Source organism: Methylobacterium oryzae (assembly GCF_021398735.1).
Taxonomy (GTDB): domain Bacteria; phylum Pseudomonadota; class Alphaproteobacteria; order Rhizobiales; family Beijerinckiaceae; genus Methylobacterium.
Genome location: NZ_CP090349.1, coordinates 828,431 through 844,565, shown reverse-complemented (window position 1 = coordinate 844,565; position 16,135 = coordinate 828,431). Strand labels below are relative to the sequence as shown.

Genomic DNA, 16,135 nt, shown 5'->3' with positions numbered 1-16,135 from the left:
GCCCGCCATGCACGTCCTCATCCTCGGCGGCGGCGTCGTCGGCGTCACCTCGGCCTACTACCTCGCCCGGGCCGGCCATCAGGTCACCGTGCTGGAGCGCCAGCCGGGCTCCGGCCTGGAGACCAGTTTCGCCAATGCCGGGCAGGTCTCGCCCGGCTACTCGGCCCCCTGGGCGGCGCCCGGGATCCCCGTGAAGGCGCTCAAGTGGCTGATGATGCGGCACCGCCCCCTGGTGCTGTGGCCGCGGCTCGAGCCCCGCCTCTACGCGTGGCTCACGCGCATGCTCGCGAACTGCACCGAGGAGGCCTACCAGCGGAACAAGGGCCGCATGGTCCGGCTCGCCGAGTACAGCCGCGACGCGCTGCGCGACCTGCGCACCGAGACCGGCATCGCCTACGACCACCGGGAGAAGGGCACGCTCCAGCTCTTCCGGACGCAGAAGCAGCTCGACCATGTCGGCGACGACACCCGCGTCCTCGACGCCTACGGCGTGCCCTACACGGTGCTGGACCCGGCCGGCTGCGTCAGTGCCGAGCCGGCGCTCGCCGCCATGCGCGGCGTCTTCGTCGGCGGCCTGCGGCTGCCGGGCGACGAGACCGGCGACGCGCACCTGTTCACGCAGCGCCTCGCCGCGATCTGCGAGGGCCTCGGCGTCACCTTCCGCTACCGCACGGCGATCGCGCGCCTGCATCACGCCGGGGACCGGGTGACGGCGGTCGAGACCGCCGACGGCGACCTCCTGCGGGCGGATGCCTACGTGGCGGCGCTGGGCAGCTACACGCCGGCCCTGCTGCGCCCCCTCGGGATCGCCCTGCCGGTCTACCCGGTGAAGGGCTACTCGCTCACGCTCCCCATCACCGATCCGGCGGCCGCGCCGGTCTCGACGGTGATGGACGAGACCTACAAGGTCGCGATCACCCGGCTCGGCGACCGCATCCGCGTCGGCGGCACCGCCGAGCTCGCCGGGTTCAGCAGCGCCCTGCGCCTGCCGCGCCGCGAGACCCTCGCGCGCTCGGTGCAGGACCTGTTCCCGGCCGGCGGCGACCTCGACCGAGCCGCGTTCTGGACCGGCCTGCGGCCGATGACGCCGGACGGCACGCCGATCGTCGGGGGCACGCGGGTCGGGAACCTGTTCACCAACACCGGTCACGGCACGCTGGGCTGGACGATGGCCTGCGGATCGGGCCGCCTGCTCGCCGACCTCGTGTCCGGACGGGCGCCGGAGATCGCGAGCGACGATCTGGCCCTCGACCGCTACGCCGCGTGAGCCGGCCGGCCGGATCGGCCCTGACCGGTCCGACTCCCCGTCGCCCGGTCACTGAACCGCCGTCGCGCTGCGCAGCGCGTGCCGTGGCGCACCAGCACAACTCTGCCCGGTATCGCCCCGAACGCGATCCGACCGTGCGTTGAGCAAGACTCCGGGAATCGTGGCGAGTCGCCGTCACCACCGGGCACAATCATTCATTATTCACCTATATACGACCACCGGTTGATTACATGACGTTCATGACGTGCGGATTCGCATAATCGTCGGATGACTTCCGACAGGCCCAGGCAACCCTTCGCAACGTGTCGAGTTGAGGACCTGAACGAACCATCCGGGTGCGCAGATGAGTTTCATCGTCGTACAGGGCCAGGACGATCACGAGCAGGCCGATGCCGTTCTCCGGGGCGTCGCCGACGGGCTGGCCCGCCTGTTCCGCGTGCCCGAGCATCCGCCCGGTGTTCAGGACCTGCTGGATTCTGGACCCCGGGACGAGGGTGACCGTCCCGGTCAGGTCGCCCAGCGCGGCGCGCGGCGGGGCGGGAGCGTGGGGCTTCCCGGAGCCAGGCCGGTAAAGGCTGGCCCCCGCGGGACGCGGCGCGGCGCGGCGCAACCATCCAGCCGCGCGCGCGGACGCCGGGCGAAGGCCGAGGCGCAGCCCGGGCAACGCGACCAGTCCTGAACCCGGCCCCGGCGCTCGCCCCGGCCTCAGCGCGCCGCGGGCAGGCCGAAGCGCCGGATCTCCAGGTGCATCTGCTCCAGCGGCAGGATCTTGGCGGCCGCACCGCGGTCGATCGCCTCCTTGGGCATCCCGAACACGACGCAGCTCGCCTCGTCCTGGGCGACCGTCTGCGCCCCGGCGCGGCGCATCTCCAGCAGGCCGTTGGCGCCGTCGTCGCCCATGCCGGTCAGCAGGATGCCGAGCGCGTTCGCGGCCGCGGCCCGGGCGGCCGACCGGAACAGGACGTCGACCGACGGGCGGTGGCGCGCGACGAGGGGACCGTCCTTCACCGACACCGCGTAGCTGCCGCCCCGGCGCTCGACCATGAGGTGCCGCCCGCCCGGGGCGATCAGGGCACGGCCCCGCACCACGGGATCGCCGTCCTCCGCCTCCTTGACGGCGATCGCGCAGAGGCCGTTCAGGCGCTTGGCGAACGCCGCCGTGAAATGCTCCGGCATGTGCTGCACGATGACGAGACCGGGGGACTCGGCGGGCAGCACCTCGAGCACGTCGCGCAGCGCCTCCGTGCCGCCCGTCGACGCGCCGATGCAGACGATCCGGTCGGTCCCGGCCACGACGCGCCCGGGCACGGGCGGCGGCAGGACGACGTCGGCCGAGAGCTTCGCCTCCACCAGCGGCCGGGACGGCCGGCTCCCGCGCAGCTTGGCCCGGGCGGCGGCCCGGACCGCGTCGCAGACCCGGACCGTGGACTCGAGCAGGAACTGGCGGGTGTCGACGCGCGGTTTCGGCAGCACGTCGACGGCGCCCGCCTCCAGCACCTCGAACAGGATCCGGGACCCGGCCTCGGTCAGGGTCGAGCAGACGATCACCGGGAGCGGCTTCTGCGCCATGATCTTGCGCAGGAAGGTCAGGCCGTCCATGCGCGGCATCTCGAGATCGAGGATGATGACGTCCGGGATCTCCTCCTGGATGCGGCGCGCCGCGATGAACGGATCGGCGGCGGTGCCCAGGATCTCGATGTCGGGCGCCGTCCCCAGGATGCTGCACAGCGTCTGGCGGACGGAGGCCGAGTCGTCGACGATCAGGACGCGGATCGGTCTGGACGCGCTCACCGGCCGGATTCCCGCAGCTTGCCGAAGACGGTCGAGGAGATCTGGTCGAGGCCGGCCACGCCGACGCCCGCCATGGATTCGGAATGGCCGACGATCAGGTAGCCGCCGGGGCGCAGGTGCCCGGCCAGGCGCGCGACCACCGCCCTCTGGGTCGGCTTGTCGAAGTAGATCAGCACGTTGCGGCAGAAGATGAGGTCGACGTCCCGGTCGATCGGGTAGGTCTCGTCCATCAGGTTGAGCCGCTGGAACCGCACCCGGGCGCGCAGCTCCGGCACGATCCGCCCCTCGCGCCGGGCCGGATCGCGCGCGACCATCACGTAGCGGCGGCGCAGGTCCGCCGGCACGGCGTCCAGCATCTCGGCCGGGTAGATCGCCGTCCGGGCACGGTCGAGGACCTCCGAGGAGATGTCGGTCCCGAGGATGGCGTAGCGGAACCGGTCGGCGGCCATGTCGTGCAGGACCATCGCCAGCGTGTAGGCCTCGGCACCGGTCGAGGCCGCCGCGCTCCAGACCTTGAGCAGCGGCCGGTCGCCCCGCGCCGCCAGCCGCGGCACGATCGTCTCGCGCAGCAGGTCGAAATGCGCGGGCTCGCGGAAGAAGTCGGTCTTGTTCGTCGTCACGCAGTCGACGAGGTGCGGGAACTCGTCCGCGAGGTGGCCGGCCTCGAACAGGTGGCGGCCGTAGGCCTCCAGGGTCGGGAGATCGAGGGCGCGCATGCGCTTGCGCAGCCGCCCCTCGACCATGGTGCGCTTGGCCGGCGGGAGCTGGATGCCGGCATGCTGCTGGACGAGGTCGGCGACCGAGCGGAAATGCCGGTCGCTCAGGTGACCCGGATCGGCCTCCATGGTGGCGGATCCTTCAGGCGGCCTGCGGGGTCGCGACCAGGGCCGGGCCGTCGCCGTCCATGAGCGCGACGAGGTCGAACACCACCACGAAGGCCTCGCCCCGGCGGCCGATCCCCGCGATGTAGCGGGCGTTCCAGCGCCCGCCGACCTCGGGCGCCGCCTCCATCTCGGCCCGGTCGAGCTCGGTCACCTCGATCACCCGGTCGGCCACGAACCCGACCCGCAGCGCCCGGCCGGGCATCGGCACGTTGAGCAGGATGATCCGGGTGGCCGGCGTGCGCGCCACCGGCGGCAGGCCGAGCTTGGTCCGCAGGTCCACCACCGGGTAGCTCTGCCCGCGCACGTCGATCATGCCGAGCAGGAAGGCCGGCGCCTGCGGCAGCGCGGCCGGGACCCGGTAGTCGAGGATCTCGTGGACGTGCTCGACGTCGATCCCGAAGGTCTCGGCGCCGAGGCCGAGGGTCAGGTACTGCCACACACTGGACATGCAGGGTCTCCGGCTGGAGCGCGGCGCGCGACGGCGGCTCGCGACGACGGCTGACGACGGCGGCTGACGACGGCGGCGGGATCCGCGCGGGCACGGGCACCGCGCGGATCCGGGCCTCGGGCGAGGTGTCAGGCGACCCGGGTGAAGGCGGCGTCCTGCGCGTCGCCCTCGCCCATGTCGAGGGCGAAGCCGCCGCCCCCGGCCGGGCCGCGCGCGCCCGCCCGCTTCGGGCTCGGGGAGCGGATCGCCGCCGAGGGCGTGCCCATCCGCGCCGCGGTCGCGCGCAGCCGCGTCACCGCCTGGTCGACACCGGCCACCGGCGCGGCCGCTTCGGTGATCCGGAAGTAGGCGATCGTCGCCTGCAGCTTCTCGGCCTGGGTGGCCAGCTCCTCGGAGGTGGCCGAGACCTGCTCGGAGGCGCTGGCGTTCTGCTGGGTCACCTTGTCGAGCTGCTGGATCGCCTGGTTGATCTGGCCCGAGCCGACATCCTGCTCGCGGCAGGCGGCGGTGATCTCCTCGACCAGGCTGGCGGTCTTCTTGATGTCGGGCACGAGCTTGCCGAGCATGTCGCCGGCCTGCTGGGCGGCCTTGACGGTGTCGGACGAGAGCGTGCCGATCTCGGCCGCGGCCGCCTGGCTGCGCTCGGCGAGCTTGCGCACCTCGCTGGCGACCACCGCGAACCCGCGACCGTGCTCACCGGCCCGGGCCGCCTCCACGGCGGCGTTGAGCGCCAGCAGGTCGGTCTGGCGGGCGATCTCCTGCACGATGGTGATCTTCTGGGCGATAGTCTGCATGGCCTCGACGGCGCGGCCGACGGCGATTCCGCTCGCCTCGGCGTCCTGGGCCGATTGCCGGGCGATCGTCTCGGTCTGGCTGGCGTTCTCGGCGTTCTGCTTCACGTTGGCGGCCATCTCCTCCATGGAGGCCGAGGCTTCCTCGGTCGACGAGGCCTGCTCGGTCGAACCCTGCGACAGCTGCTCGGCCGAGGCCGAGAGCTCCTGGGACCCCGCCGAGACGTTGCCGGCCGCCGCGGTCGCCTCGGCCACGACGGTGCGCAGCTTCGACAGCATGGTCTGCAGGGCGAGGCCCATCGTGTCCTTGTCGGAGAGCGGCCGGGCCTCCACGGTGAGGTCGCCCTGGGCGATCGCGTTGGCGAGCGCCGCGGTCGCGTTCAGGTTCTCGGTCATGCGGCCCATGGCGCCGACGAGGTCGCCGAGCTCGTCGTTGGTCGTGACCGTCGCGGTCTGGCTCAGGTCGCCCATCGACACCGCGTCGGCGAGCGAGACGGCACGGCCGAGGCCGCGGGAGATCGACAGCGCGAGCCAGGTCGCGATGCCGAGGCCCATGAGGAGCGCGGCCGCCGCCACGCTCAGCAGGATCGTCTGACCCTGGGCGGATTCCGCGGTGGCCTGGGCCGCGGCGTCGTCCATGAACCGCTTCTGCCGATCCGCCAGCGCCTCGAACGCGTTGATCGCGGTCGTGCTCACCGTGGCGTACTCGCCCGAGGCGACTTCTGCCGCCTTCACCGAGCTGCCGATCTCGACAAGGGCGAGCGCCCGCTGGAAGGAGGACGCCCAGGTTCCGAACCGCTCGCGGACAGCCGTCACGGCGATTCCCGCCGCCTGGGACGCCGCCGCGAGCTCGTCCACCGACCGGTTAATCTCCTCGCGCGACTGCTTGGCGAGGGCCACGCGCTGCTGGAGCGCCTCGACGCTCGTGGTCCCGGTGGCCGAGGTCAGCTGCCCCCAGGCCCGCTCGACCCGGCTCTTGAACACCGCGGCGACCCGGGCGAGCCGCTCTCCGGCGGGGCTCTGGGCGTCGGTCGCCGTGTTGATCAGGGCGTCGAGGTCCGTGCGCAGGGCGGCCAGCGCCGGGCGACCCGCCGCATTGATCTCGGCCCAGGTCTTCCCGTTGGAATTGTCGCGGGTCAGCTCCAGAGCCCGGTTCCCCAGCGCGTTCTGCTTCTCGTACTTGGCCGACAGGTCCTCGTAGAGCCTCCTGCCCTCGTCGGTCATGAGCAGAGTCTTCACCTTGGCCAGGGACGCCATGGCGTCACCGTGGTTGGTCGCCGAGCGCTTGGCGAACTCCGTCATCTGCGTCTCGTCCGGGCTGATCAGGGCTCCGCGGACGTTGAACGCGCTGCGGATGGCGTGCGCCTTGCCCTCGAGAACCTGCTTCTGGATCTCGGCGCGGCTCAGGACGTACTTCATCGTCGCGTCGGCGGCCGTGAGCCTCTGGTAGCCGACCCCGCTGGCCGTCCCCAGGAGAACGAGGATCGCGCCGAAGCCCACCCCGAGCTTGGCCTTGATCGAGAAACGCATCGCCCTTTACCCCTACGCAAACACGAGATTCTGACAGGACTTCAGAAAGACTTCGGAAAGACTTCAGTCGAGGATCTGCTCGAGCTCGGGGACGATGATGAATTCGTCCCCCGCCTTGACGATCGAGCGGATGTACTCCGGGCGCCAGGTCGTGCCGACGGGCGGCACCGCCTCGCACTGCGCCGGATCGACCTCCGTGACCGCGAACACCTTGTCGGCCACCAGCGCGACGACCACGGGGTCGCCCGCTACCGGCACCTCCAGGACGAGGAAGCGCGTGTCCGGGCTCGCCGACGCCGCCGGCATCCCGAACCGCTCGCGGATGTCGGCCAGAGGCACGACGTTGCCGCGCACGTTCACGATCCGATCGATATGCGGGCGCGCCCCCGCCACCCGCGTCGCCGGGATCGGATCGATGATCTCGCGCACCATCCCGGCCTCCAGCGCGAAGCTCTCCGAGCCGATCCGGAACATCACCACCTGCTGGCCGCCCTGCCGACCGTCCCGCTGGCCGCCGTCGGCGGCCGCCTGCGGGCCGGGCTCGACGACTCCGCGCGCCACGCCGCCGCTCATCACGCCACCTCCTGGTACTCGCGCACGCCCTCGGCGCGCCCGCCGCTCACGAGGCGGCCGACATCGATGATCAGCGCGGCCGTGCCGTCACCCAGGATCGTCGCCCCGGAGAAGGTCGCCACGTCCGCGTGCAGCTTCGACAGCGACTTGATGACGGTCTGGTGGTTGCCGATGATCTGGTCCGCCACCAGGCCGACCCGCGCCTCACCGGCGGCCACCACGATCACCTTCTGGTGCAGGTCCGGCTCGCCCGCGGCCCCGAACAGGCTGCGCAGCCGCAGGAACGGCACCAGCGCGCCGCGGATGTTGAGGAAGTCCCGCCCGCGGCCGCCGCGCTCGCTGGCGGGCAGCTCGACGCATTCCTCCACCGCGGCCAGCGGGATGACGTAGCGTCCCTCCCCCACCCGGATCAGCAGCCCCTCGATGATCGCCAGCGTCAGCGGCAGGCGCAGCGCCACGCAGGTGCCGCCGCCCGGCTCGGTCGCGATGTCGATCGTGCCGCGCAGGCTCTCGATCGTCTTCTTGACGACGTCCATGCCGACCCCGCGCCCCGACAGGGCCGAGATCTCCTGCGCGGTCGAGAAGCCCGGCGCGAACAGGAACTGGTAGATCTGCTGGTCGGTGAGCACCGCGCCCGGCGCGCACAGGCCCTTCTCCTCGGCCTTGGCGCGGATGCGGGCCGCGTCGAGCCCGGCGCCGTCGTCGCGCACGCTCACCAGCACCTGCGCGCCGACATGCTCGGCGGTGAGCGTGATCCGCCCGGTGGCGGCCTTGCCGCCGGCCGCGCGGCGCTCGGGCGCCTCGATGCCGTGGTCGATCGCGTTGCGGATCAGGTGGACGAGCGGGTCGGCCAGGCGCTCGATCACGGTCTTGTCGAGCTCGGTCTCCTCGCCGGCGGTGACGAACTCGACCGGCTTGCCGAGATCGCGCGAGAGGTCGTGGACGAGGCGGCGGAAGCGGCCGAACAGGGCGCCGATGGCGACCATGCGGATGCTCATCGTGGTGTCGCGCAGCCGCGCGGACAGGCGCTCGATCTCCTCGGCGATGGCCTTGAGGCCGGGATCGGCATGCAGGCCGGCGAGCTGGCTGAGCCGCGCCTGGGCGATGACCAGCTCGCCGACCCGGTCCATCAGCTCGTCGAGCCGCTCGGCCTCGACCCGGACGCTGCTGGCCGGCCGCTCCTCGGCCCGCCGGGCCGGGACGCGCTCGGCGGCCCGGCCCGCGGGCTCGACCGCCCCCGGCCCGGCCGGTCCGGTCTCGCCGGACCCGCGGCCGGCGAGATCGGCGGCCGGAACCGCGCCGGACGGCAGCCCCGACGGCGGCCTCGACGGCGGCCTCGACGGCGGCCCCGACGGCGACGGTGCGGCCTCGGCCGGCTCGGGCGCCGCGTCCGGTGGCGCGGCCGAGACCGGGACGAGCGTCAGGGTCATCTCGTCCCGGACGAACAGGAAGACGTCCTCGATCGCCTCGCGGGGCACGGCCGCGCGCAGCGTGACGTCCCAGCCGATGGCGAGGCTCTCGGGGTCGAGGGCCGGCAGCTCGGGCAGCGCGTCGAGGCGCGGCACGATCGTGCAGGCGCCGAGGTCGCGCAGCTCGTCGAGGAGCGCCAGGGGATTGGTCCCGTTGCGGAGGATCTCGGGCGCGAACGCGATGCCGATCTGCCAGCCGCCCTCCCCCGCCGCAGCGCGCTCGGCGGCCGGCTCCGGGAGGAGCGCGGACGGGGCGGCCGGGCGGGACGCGGCGCCGAGCAGCTGCTCGAGTTCGGCCAGGATGGCCTCGCCGATGATCGGGGCGCTCGCCTCGGGCTCCTCGATGAGGCCGCGGATGTAGTCCTTGGCCGAGAGGGAGACGTTGACGAGGTCGCGGCCGACCGGGACCTCGCCGCGCCGGACGCGGTCGAAGGCGGTCTCGAAATCGTGGGTGAAGGCGGCGACCTGCTCGAAGCCGAACATGGCGCCCGAGCCCTTGATGGTGTGCAGGGCCCGGAAGGCCGTGTCGATCAGGGCCCGGTCCTCGGGCCGGTCGCCGAGGTCGAGCAGCGTCGTCTCCAGGCGGGCGAGCAGCTCGGCGGCCTCGGCGCGGAAGATCTCCGCGGGATCGAGAGCAGTCATGGGACGAACGGACCCCCGGACACAGAACGCAGATACAGAACCAACCGCCCGATCCTGAGCGCGAACGGACGCGCCGATACCGGAGACCGGCCGCGTCTTTCGCGATCAAGCAGTCGAACAGACTGTCCCGGCGCGCGGCGACCGCGCGGTGACGGGACACGACGCGAAGCCGCCGCCTGACTTCGTGGGTTGTATATAATCGGACCAGAAATTTTCGGTTAACGAACAGATTTGAATCCTGAACAGGAAGTATATCCACATCGGTTTCGAAGAATTTGATTGTCGGATACTGCGATCGTGTGAGACGCGGATCACAGGATCTCGGGCGCGCGGTGCGGCACGGCTCCGGCCATCACGGCGCGTCGACGAACGTCGATGGACTCAGTCGGACGTGGACGGACGCGGACGGGCGTGGACGGGCGTGGACGAACATCGACGTCCACCGGCGCGCAGCCGCGCGGATGCGGGCCGCGGCAGGTCCCTGCGGGCGGCGCGCGGATCGCGATGGGACTGGAACCGGGAACGGGGCCGGTCGCGGCCGGTCCGGCGCGGGAAGGCCCGGCCGCGGCGCGACCGCCGACCGGGCCCGAACGGGCTGCCCTCGGCGCGCGCCGGCGCGCTCAGAACAGGTCGATGCCGTCCAGATCGTCGGCGGCGGCGTCGGCCGGCGTCTCGGAGGCCGGAGCCCCCCCGAGCAGGCGCTCGGTCAGGCGCGCGCGAACCTCCCCCAGGGTGCAGCCGGCGATCGCCGCCGCGATCCAGGCCGGATCGGCCGCGGCATCCGGCGCCGCGACGCGGTCCGCGCTGTGGTCGGCGAGCCGCCCGAGCTCCGCGCCGGCCGAGCGCAGCAGGCCCTCGACGTTCTGGATGCGCTGCTTGGCCCGGTCCTGGAACTGCATCGCCACGATCGCCGCCGACACGTCCTGCGTGATGGCCTGCGTGGTCTCGGCGGTCTGCTGCAGGATGCCCGCGACCTGCGCGTTCTGCTCGACCAGCGCCCGCATCACCATGCGGACGCGCGTCTCGGCGGTCCGGCTCTCCTCGGACATGTCGATCGCCGCGATGTCGCCCAGCAGGGCATGGCTGCCGCGCAGGCCGGCCGCCATGGTGCCGATCTGCTGCTTGATCACGTCCGACAGGGCGTTGATCGTCGTGGCGAGGCCGCGCACCTCGTCGGCGACCACCGCGAAGGCCGCGCCGCTGGCGCCGGCCCGGGCCGCCTCGATCTTGGCGTTCAGGGCGAGCAGGTTGGTCTGGCGGTTGATCCGCTCGATCTGCGCGACGCTCCCCTCGACCGACGACAGGCCCTCGAGCACCCCGGCCAGACCCTGCGCGAGGGTCGACCCGCGGGACGACATCAGGGTGATCCGCTCGATCAGGGCGGTGAGCGTCTCGCCGAGGCCGGCAGCGACGTCGCCGAGCTGCAGGGTCCGGTCGTCGATCCGGACGGTCTGGACCGAGGCGACGAGCCCGCGGACGATCTCCGACTGCTCGCAGGTCGTGGCGGCGATGCTCTGGAAGCGGTTGGACAGGCCGTGGACGTTGGCCTCCACGTCGGTGGAGACGATCCCGAGCTCGGCGACGAGGGCGTCGAGCAGCGTCCGCTGCTGCGCCGAGAGGCCGAGCCAGGCCTGGAGCAGGTCGGCCGCCTGCGCGGCGGGCGCCGGCTCGGCCACGATCGCGGCGGGCGGCGGCGCGGGCTCGCTGGACGACGCGGCCGCCTCCGGGAGCGGGGCGGCCGGGATCGCCGCGCCCGATCCGCGCCGGTCATCGGACCCCGCCTCGGACCGCATCTCGGGCCGGCGGAACCGGGCCGGGACCTGCCTGAGGATGTCGTGGGCGACTTGGAAGGCCATCGGCGGGCGGGTCTCTCGGCATCGTCCGACGCGCGCGGGTCATGAACAATCCCACGGTCGGTACCCGACCGAGGGTAAGGATCGCCGTTGAAGAAAGCGTTATCGCCCGGCCGATGGCCGCAACGGCCGGCACAGATCACAGTATTAGCCAATCAACACTGTTCCAGGCCGGGCAGACCTCCCTCCTGTGCTGGGCCCGCGGCCGCGTCGGCCGTCCGCGATTGGCCGAACCTTCAGGAAGAATTTACCCGCCGCGGTGTTGACTCGGGCGCGGCGGCGCGTCGCCCCGCAAGTCCGTCGTCGAGGTCACGAACCCGCATGTCCGAGGCTCCCGTCCTCACGCTCGGTCCCGACTGCACCATCCGGACCGTCCGGGCCCTGCAGGACACGCTGGCGGCGGCGCTCGCCGGCGGGGCGCGCCTCACCCTCGACTGCGCGGCGGTCGAGCGCGCGGACGTCACCTTCGTCCAGATCGTGCTCGCGGCCGACCGGACGGCGCGGGGTCGGGCCGCCGGGATCGCGCTGGTCAACGTCCCCCCGGCGGTCGAGGGCGCGTTCCGGCGCGCCGCGATCGAACACCCCAGCGCGCCGCTCCTCTAGGCGCGCGTCAGGCACAAGAACGGAATCCGTGTCATGGCCACTGTCCTCGCCGTCGACGATTCGCCTAGCATCCGGCAGATGATCAAGGTGGTGCTCGGCCCGGCCGGCCACACGGTGATCGAGGCCGGCGACGGCGCCGAAGGCCTCGCGAAGGCCAGGAGCGAGAGCGTCAACCTCGTCATCACCGATCTCAACATGCCGGTGATGAACGGGCTGGAGATGATCAAGCAGCTGCGGACGCTGCCGAGCTGCACGGGCGTGCCGATCCTCTTCCTGAGCACGGAATCCGACGAGGCGATCAAGCAGCAGGCGAAGGCGGCCGGGGCGACCGGCTGGATCACCAAGCCGTTCAAGCCCGAGCAGCTGCTCGCGGTCGTGGGCAAGCTCGTCCGCGCCTGAGGCCGCGACCGAGGCCCCGCTTCGCGGGGCCCGACATCGGGCCCGTCATGTCCCCGCCGCGGACAGGCCGATCCGACCGGCTCATTTCAGGTGGTAGGCCACCCCGGCGATCAGCGCCTTCTCCTCGGTGTTGAGCGTGCGCCGCGGGTCGCCCCCGAACTTGTTGTGCCAGTACTGGAACCCGGCGAAGACCTCGACCCGGTTGGGCGTGCCGGCGACGAGCTGCCCGACATCGAGCACGAGGTTGGTCTGGGAGACGAATTCCAGCTGGGTGTCGTTCTCGTTGAATCGACCGTAGCGCCCCTTGGGCAGCACGATCGTGTTGAAGCCGGCGAGCGACAGCGGCAGCCCGGTGAACGGCAGCGGGATCGTGTAGGTGATCTCGAATTCCGGCGTCATCTTGAACTCGACGCTGCGGAAGTGCGCGTAGTCGAAGCCCGGCACCGGCCCGTATCCGGCGAAGCCGTTGCGGGAGAACTCCTTGTAGCCCTGGACCTTCAGGTTCACGAACCCGGCCGGCACGTCGAAGGCGAAGCTCAGCCCGAAGGTTCCGGCGCGCTTCTCGGAGTCGAAGGTCGTGTCCTTGGTGTTGACGTCGGCCCCGAACGACAGGCCGACATCCTTCACGAAGCCGGGGATGGCCAGGGCCTGCGTGTCGAAGACCTTGTTGAGGCTCAGGACGCCCCGGTAGATCAGGTAGAACTCGGTGGCGCCGACGCCCTCGAACCGGCGGACCTGATTGCCGGCCGGGTCCTGGGATCCGGACCGGAGGATGTCGAGGGAGAGCAGGTTGGTGCCGTAGGCCCACGCGTTGGCGTGGAACAGGTTGATGACGGTCTTGGGGACCTCGCGCCCCACGAACTGGCCGTCGGGACGCTGGACACGGAGGCCGGGCTCCGCCGAGGGTCCCTGGAAGCGGTAGCTCACCACAGTGTCGGAGAAGTTGAAGAACGACGGCGGCGGCGCCGCCATCACGGTGGCGGCCGCGACGGCGACGCCGGCCTCCTGGCGCCGCGCGCGGGCCGCGGCCGCGACGGGCGTCCCGTCGGCCGCACCCGCCCCCGACGTGGTCGAGGAACTGGCCGCGGCCGTGGCCGGAGCGGGCGCAGGCTCGGCGCAGGCGGGCCCGGCCAGACCGACTCCGCAGGCCAGGATCAGCAGCCCGGCCGCCGGGCGCGGGCTCGCCCGGGACACCGACCGGGGCATCGCGCGCCCTGTCCCCGCGCCCGGCCCCTGCCCGCGACGGCGCCGCGCGGGCCGCGACCGCCCGGGCGCGTGGCCGGTCAAAACAGCTTCCAGAACACGAGGATCATGAGCCCGTAGGCGGCGATCAGCAGCGCGGCGCCCTGCAGGTTGACCCGGGTCCGCCGCGCCGGATCCGGCGTCAGCCACCAGCCCAGCCGCTTGGCCGTCCAGGGCACCATCAGCGAGGTGAGCAGCACGCTGAACACGTTGCCGATGAACAGGGCGACCGGGAAATCCACCTTCAGCATGCCGGCCAGGATCGGCGCGCCGACCAGGACGCCCCACAGGAACACGGTCGGGTAGAGGGTCAGCACGACGATCATGTTCATCTTCCACGCCGCGGGCGCGCCCTCTCCCGGCGGCGCGACGTTGCGGAACCACTGCTCGAAGCCGCTCTGCACCGTCCGCGTGTGGAATTCCGCGGTCATCGGCGCCGCCTCGGCGACCAGGGCCCGCCGCTCGGGCGAGTCCATCCAGGTGCGCAGGTTCGCCTCGCTGTCGAAGCGCAGGATCGCCACGTAGTCCTCCTGCACCCCCGGCACGGCCGGCTCGAACCGGTAGCCCTGCATGCCGGGCGCCCGCGACTGCGCGGCCGCGATCTTCTGCTCCCACCGGAGGTAGGCGGCCTCCATGCCGGGCTTCACGCGGGTGCTGATCACCGCGCTGACCGGCGAGGTCCGGGCCGCGCTGGCGTCGTCCTTGACGATGTGGACGTCGTCGCGGCCGACGAGCATCGGCGTGGCGCCCTGGATGCGGGCCTGCCGCTCGGGGGAGGCCATCCAGCTCATGGCCTGCTCCAGGCTGTGGAACCGCTGCACGATCACCCAGTCCACCTGCAGCGGCGGGCGCGGCGGGATCAGCTGCTGCTCGATGAAGCCCGGGAAGGCCGCGACGACGGCGCTGGTGTCGACCTGCCAGCGGGCGAAGGCGTCCGCGCTCTCCGGCCGGATGGTCGTCTGCGTCACGATGCTGACGGACGTTGTGGCACCGCTCATGAACCGACGCGCTTCCGTTGCACGGCTGCCTGCACTCGCGCGTTCGCTTCGCGCGGCCCCCGGCGCCGCGCCCGGTCACCGCCCGATGGGTCCGGGGGGCCGAGAGGCGCCACCTCCGGCGGGCGGGACGGCCGGTCCGTGGACCGCGGCACCGAGGCGGCGGCGGACCCGCAGGGATCTGCCGCGCCGCGGAACACGAGGATAAACAACCGAAAATTGATCTTGCATCCAGCGCCCGCCACTCCATTGGCAGCACCGCTCTGCATACCTGTATCAGCGGGCAAGCTTCGAGCGGAGTCAAGACCTCAGCGCGGAGGTCGAATATTTTAATTGTAAATACAGCACGTTCTCTACGGCAATCGTCTTTTAAGCGGAAACGCTTGCACGATATTTATCTTCCGCGCGCGCGGCCCGGAACGCCGGACTTTTTCGGCGCCCGCTCCGCCCGAGCCACGCCGAGCTGGGACGGAGCGACAATGAAAAAACGGGGCGGCGACGATCGTCGCCGGGCGCGGCGGAAGGTGTGGCGCAGGCCGGGGCGGCCTGCCATGACGGGACGGAATATTTCTTGTCCGTCCGTCTCAGCCGGGGCGCCGCCGTCCCGATCAGGAGCCGCCGCCGTGCCCGCGACGCGCCGGATGTGCTGCTCGGATCGAGCCGGAGACCGTGATCGATCATCTCTTCACGGTCGTTTTATTGCATTTCCCTATATTTACAATTCGACTGCCGACGATCGCGGGCCGGCGTTGACGCGGCACTTCCGGCCCTGTCTATTCTGTCGCCAAGCCGCGCGTAGCCGCTCGTTACTGCTGACGAACATGCGTTTCGCGGGACGCACGGTTTCAGCGGAACGTCCCGATCCGCGCGCGGCCCCGTCGCCGATCCTGCCCGCGCGGCTCGATGGCGGTCGCGCTCCGTGACAGCCCGCACCGCTCGGTCGAGCCGCGCGGCGACATCGCTCGACCCGAAGCCAATGCCGGTCGGCCGACCCGGAGTTGTTAAGCACGCCGCGCGAAGTCTAGTGCGGTCCGACACAACAATCGGGACCGCCCCTCGATTAAGAAATCTTCGCGGTCCATAGTCTCGACCAACCGACCCGTTTCGCGACGACAGAGGTTCCAATGTCTGACAACCACGAAAAGTTCATGGCCCGGGCGATCGCCCTGTCGGAGAAGACGTCGCTGGTCGACAGTGCCGGCGGCGTGTTCGGCTGCGTGATCGTCCAGGACGGCGAGATCATCGCCGAGGGCGCCAACCGCGTCGTCGCCGAGAACGACCCGACCTGGCACGGCGAGATCGAGGCGATCCGGAAGGCCTGCAAGGCGCAGGGCAGCTTCAAGCTCCGGAACGCGACGCTCTACACCAGCGCCGAACCCTGCCCGATGTGCATGGCGGCCGCCTACTGGGCCGGCGTCAAGAACGTCTACTACGCGGCGCAGGTCGAGGACGCGCTGGAATACGGCGGCTTCGACGACAGCATGATCTACGCCGAGCTCAAGAAGGATGTCGGCGAGCGCTCCATCCCGACCCAGCAGATCATGCGCGAGGAGGCCGTCGAGGTCTGGAAGAAGTACGCCCAGAAGGCGGACCGGGTCCCCTACTGAGGGCCGGATCGCGAGATCGGCCGTCCTGCTCCGCCCGCTCA

General features: G+C 71.7%; 14 protein-coding genes. 4 read left to right on the top strand and 10 right to left on the bottom strand.

Annotated features, from left to right (window positions below; all coding sequences use genetic code 11):
• Positions 1-7 precede the first annotated feature (7 nt).
• Entirely contained in the window at positions 8-1,267 is a 1,260-nt protein-coding gene (locus LXM90_RS03935) for a D-amino acid dehydrogenase (RefSeq protein ID WP_020091062.1), read from the top strand.
• A gap of 226 nt (positions 1,268-1,493) precedes the next feature.
• Here the strand turns inward: LXM90_RS03935 and LXM90_RS03930 are convergent, their stop codons facing one another.
• The 8 genes from LXM90_RS03930 to LXM90_RS03895 form a co-directional block, all read right to left on the bottom strand.
• Positions 1,494-1,931: a hypothetical protein gene (locus LXM90_RS03930; RefSeq protein WP_158684185.1), complete on the bottom strand. Its 438-nt coding sequence runs from the start codon at positions 1,929-1,931 to the stop codon at positions 1,494-1,496.
• Between the two features lie 41 nt (positions 1,932-1,972).
• Positions 1,973-3,058, bottom strand: a complete 1,086-nt coding sequence (locus LXM90_RS03925) for a protein-glutamate methylesterase/protein-glutamine glutaminase (protein WP_020091064.1) — start codon at positions 3,056-3,058, stop codon at positions 1,973-1,975.
• Positions 3,055-3,903 carry a CheR family methyltransferase gene (locus LXM90_RS03920; protein WP_020091065.1) on the bottom strand — a complete coding sequence of 283 codons (849 nt, stop codon included), beginning with the start codon at positions 3,901-3,903 and terminating at the stop codon, positions 3,055-3,057. The genes LXM90_RS03925 and LXM90_RS03920 overlap by 4 nt, the downstream gene beginning before the upstream one ends.
• A 13-nt stretch (positions 3,904-3,916) precedes the next feature.
• Positions 3,917-4,390, bottom strand: a complete 474-nt coding sequence (locus LXM90_RS03915) for a chemotaxis protein CheW (RefSeq protein ID WP_026604606.1) — start codon at positions 4,388-4,390, stop codon at positions 3,917-3,919.
• A gap of 128 nt (positions 4,391-4,518) precedes the next feature.
• The gene (locus LXM90_RS03910) at positions 4,519-6,711 is read right to left on the bottom strand and encodes a HAMP domain-containing methyl-accepting chemotaxis protein (protein ID WP_020091067.1); all 2,193 of its coding nucleotides are present in this window, start codon (positions 6,709-6,711) and stop codon (positions 4,519-4,521) included.
• A gap of 63 nt (positions 6,712-6,774) precedes the next feature.
• Positions 6,775-7,284 (bottom strand): chemotaxis protein CheW, encoded by a 510-nt coding sequence (locus LXM90_RS03905; protein WP_020091068.1) that lies wholly within the window; start codon positions 7,282-7,284, stop codon positions 6,775-6,777.
• A complete protein-coding gene (locus tag LXM90_RS03900) occupies positions 7,284-9,395 on the bottom strand; it encodes a chemotaxis protein CheA (RefSeq protein ID WP_042669782.1) in 2,112 nt (703 codons plus the stop codon). Before LXM90_RS03900 ends, LXM90_RS03905 begins: the two co-directional genes overlap by 1 nt.
• Positions 9,396-10,015: 620 nt before the next feature.
• Entirely contained in the window at positions 10,016-11,251 is a 1,236-nt protein-coding gene (locus LXM90_RS03895; protein ID WP_234081807.1) for a methyl-accepting chemotaxis protein, read from the bottom strand.
• Between the two features lie 318 nt (positions 11,252-11,569).
• On the opposite strand from LXM90_RS03895, the gene LXM90_RS03890 reads away from it, so the two are divergent.
• Complete coding sequence (locus LXM90_RS03890) at positions 11,570-11,851, top strand: STAS domain-containing protein (protein ID WP_103984592.1); 282 nt, start codon at positions 11,570-11,572, stop codon at positions 11,849-11,851.
• Between the two features lie 33 nt (positions 11,852-11,884).
• Positions 11,885-12,250 carry a response regulator gene (locus LXM90_RS03885; protein WP_020091072.1) on the top strand — a complete coding sequence of 122 codons (366 nt, stop codon included), beginning with the start codon at positions 11,885-11,887 and terminating at the stop codon, positions 12,248-12,250.
• Positions 12,251-12,331: 81 nt separating this feature from the next.
• Here LXM90_RS03885 and LXM90_RS03880 read toward each other — a convergent pair whose 3' ends face one another.
• Together LXM90_RS03880 and LXM90_RS03875 are read right to left on the bottom strand one after the other, a co-directional pair.
• A complete protein-coding gene (locus LXM90_RS03880) occupies positions 12,332-13,456 on the bottom strand; it encodes a hypothetical protein (RefSeq protein WP_234081805.1) in 1,125 nt (374 codons plus the stop codon).
• A 77-nt stretch (positions 13,457-13,533) separates the two neighbouring features.
• Positions 13,534-14,490, bottom strand: a complete 957-nt coding sequence (locus tag LXM90_RS03875) for an antibiotic biosynthesis monooxygenase (protein WP_234081802.1) — start codon at positions 14,488-14,490, stop codon at positions 13,534-13,536.
• Between the two features lie 1,121 nt (positions 14,491-15,611).
• Here LXM90_RS03875 and LXM90_RS03870 point away from each other — a divergent pair.
• The gene (locus LXM90_RS03870) at positions 15,612-16,094 is read left to right on the top strand and encodes a nucleoside deaminase (RefSeq protein WP_012321704.1); all 483 of its coding nucleotides are present in this window, start codon (positions 15,612-15,614) and stop codon (positions 16,092-16,094) included.
• Positions 16,095-16,135 lie beyond the last annotated feature (41 nt).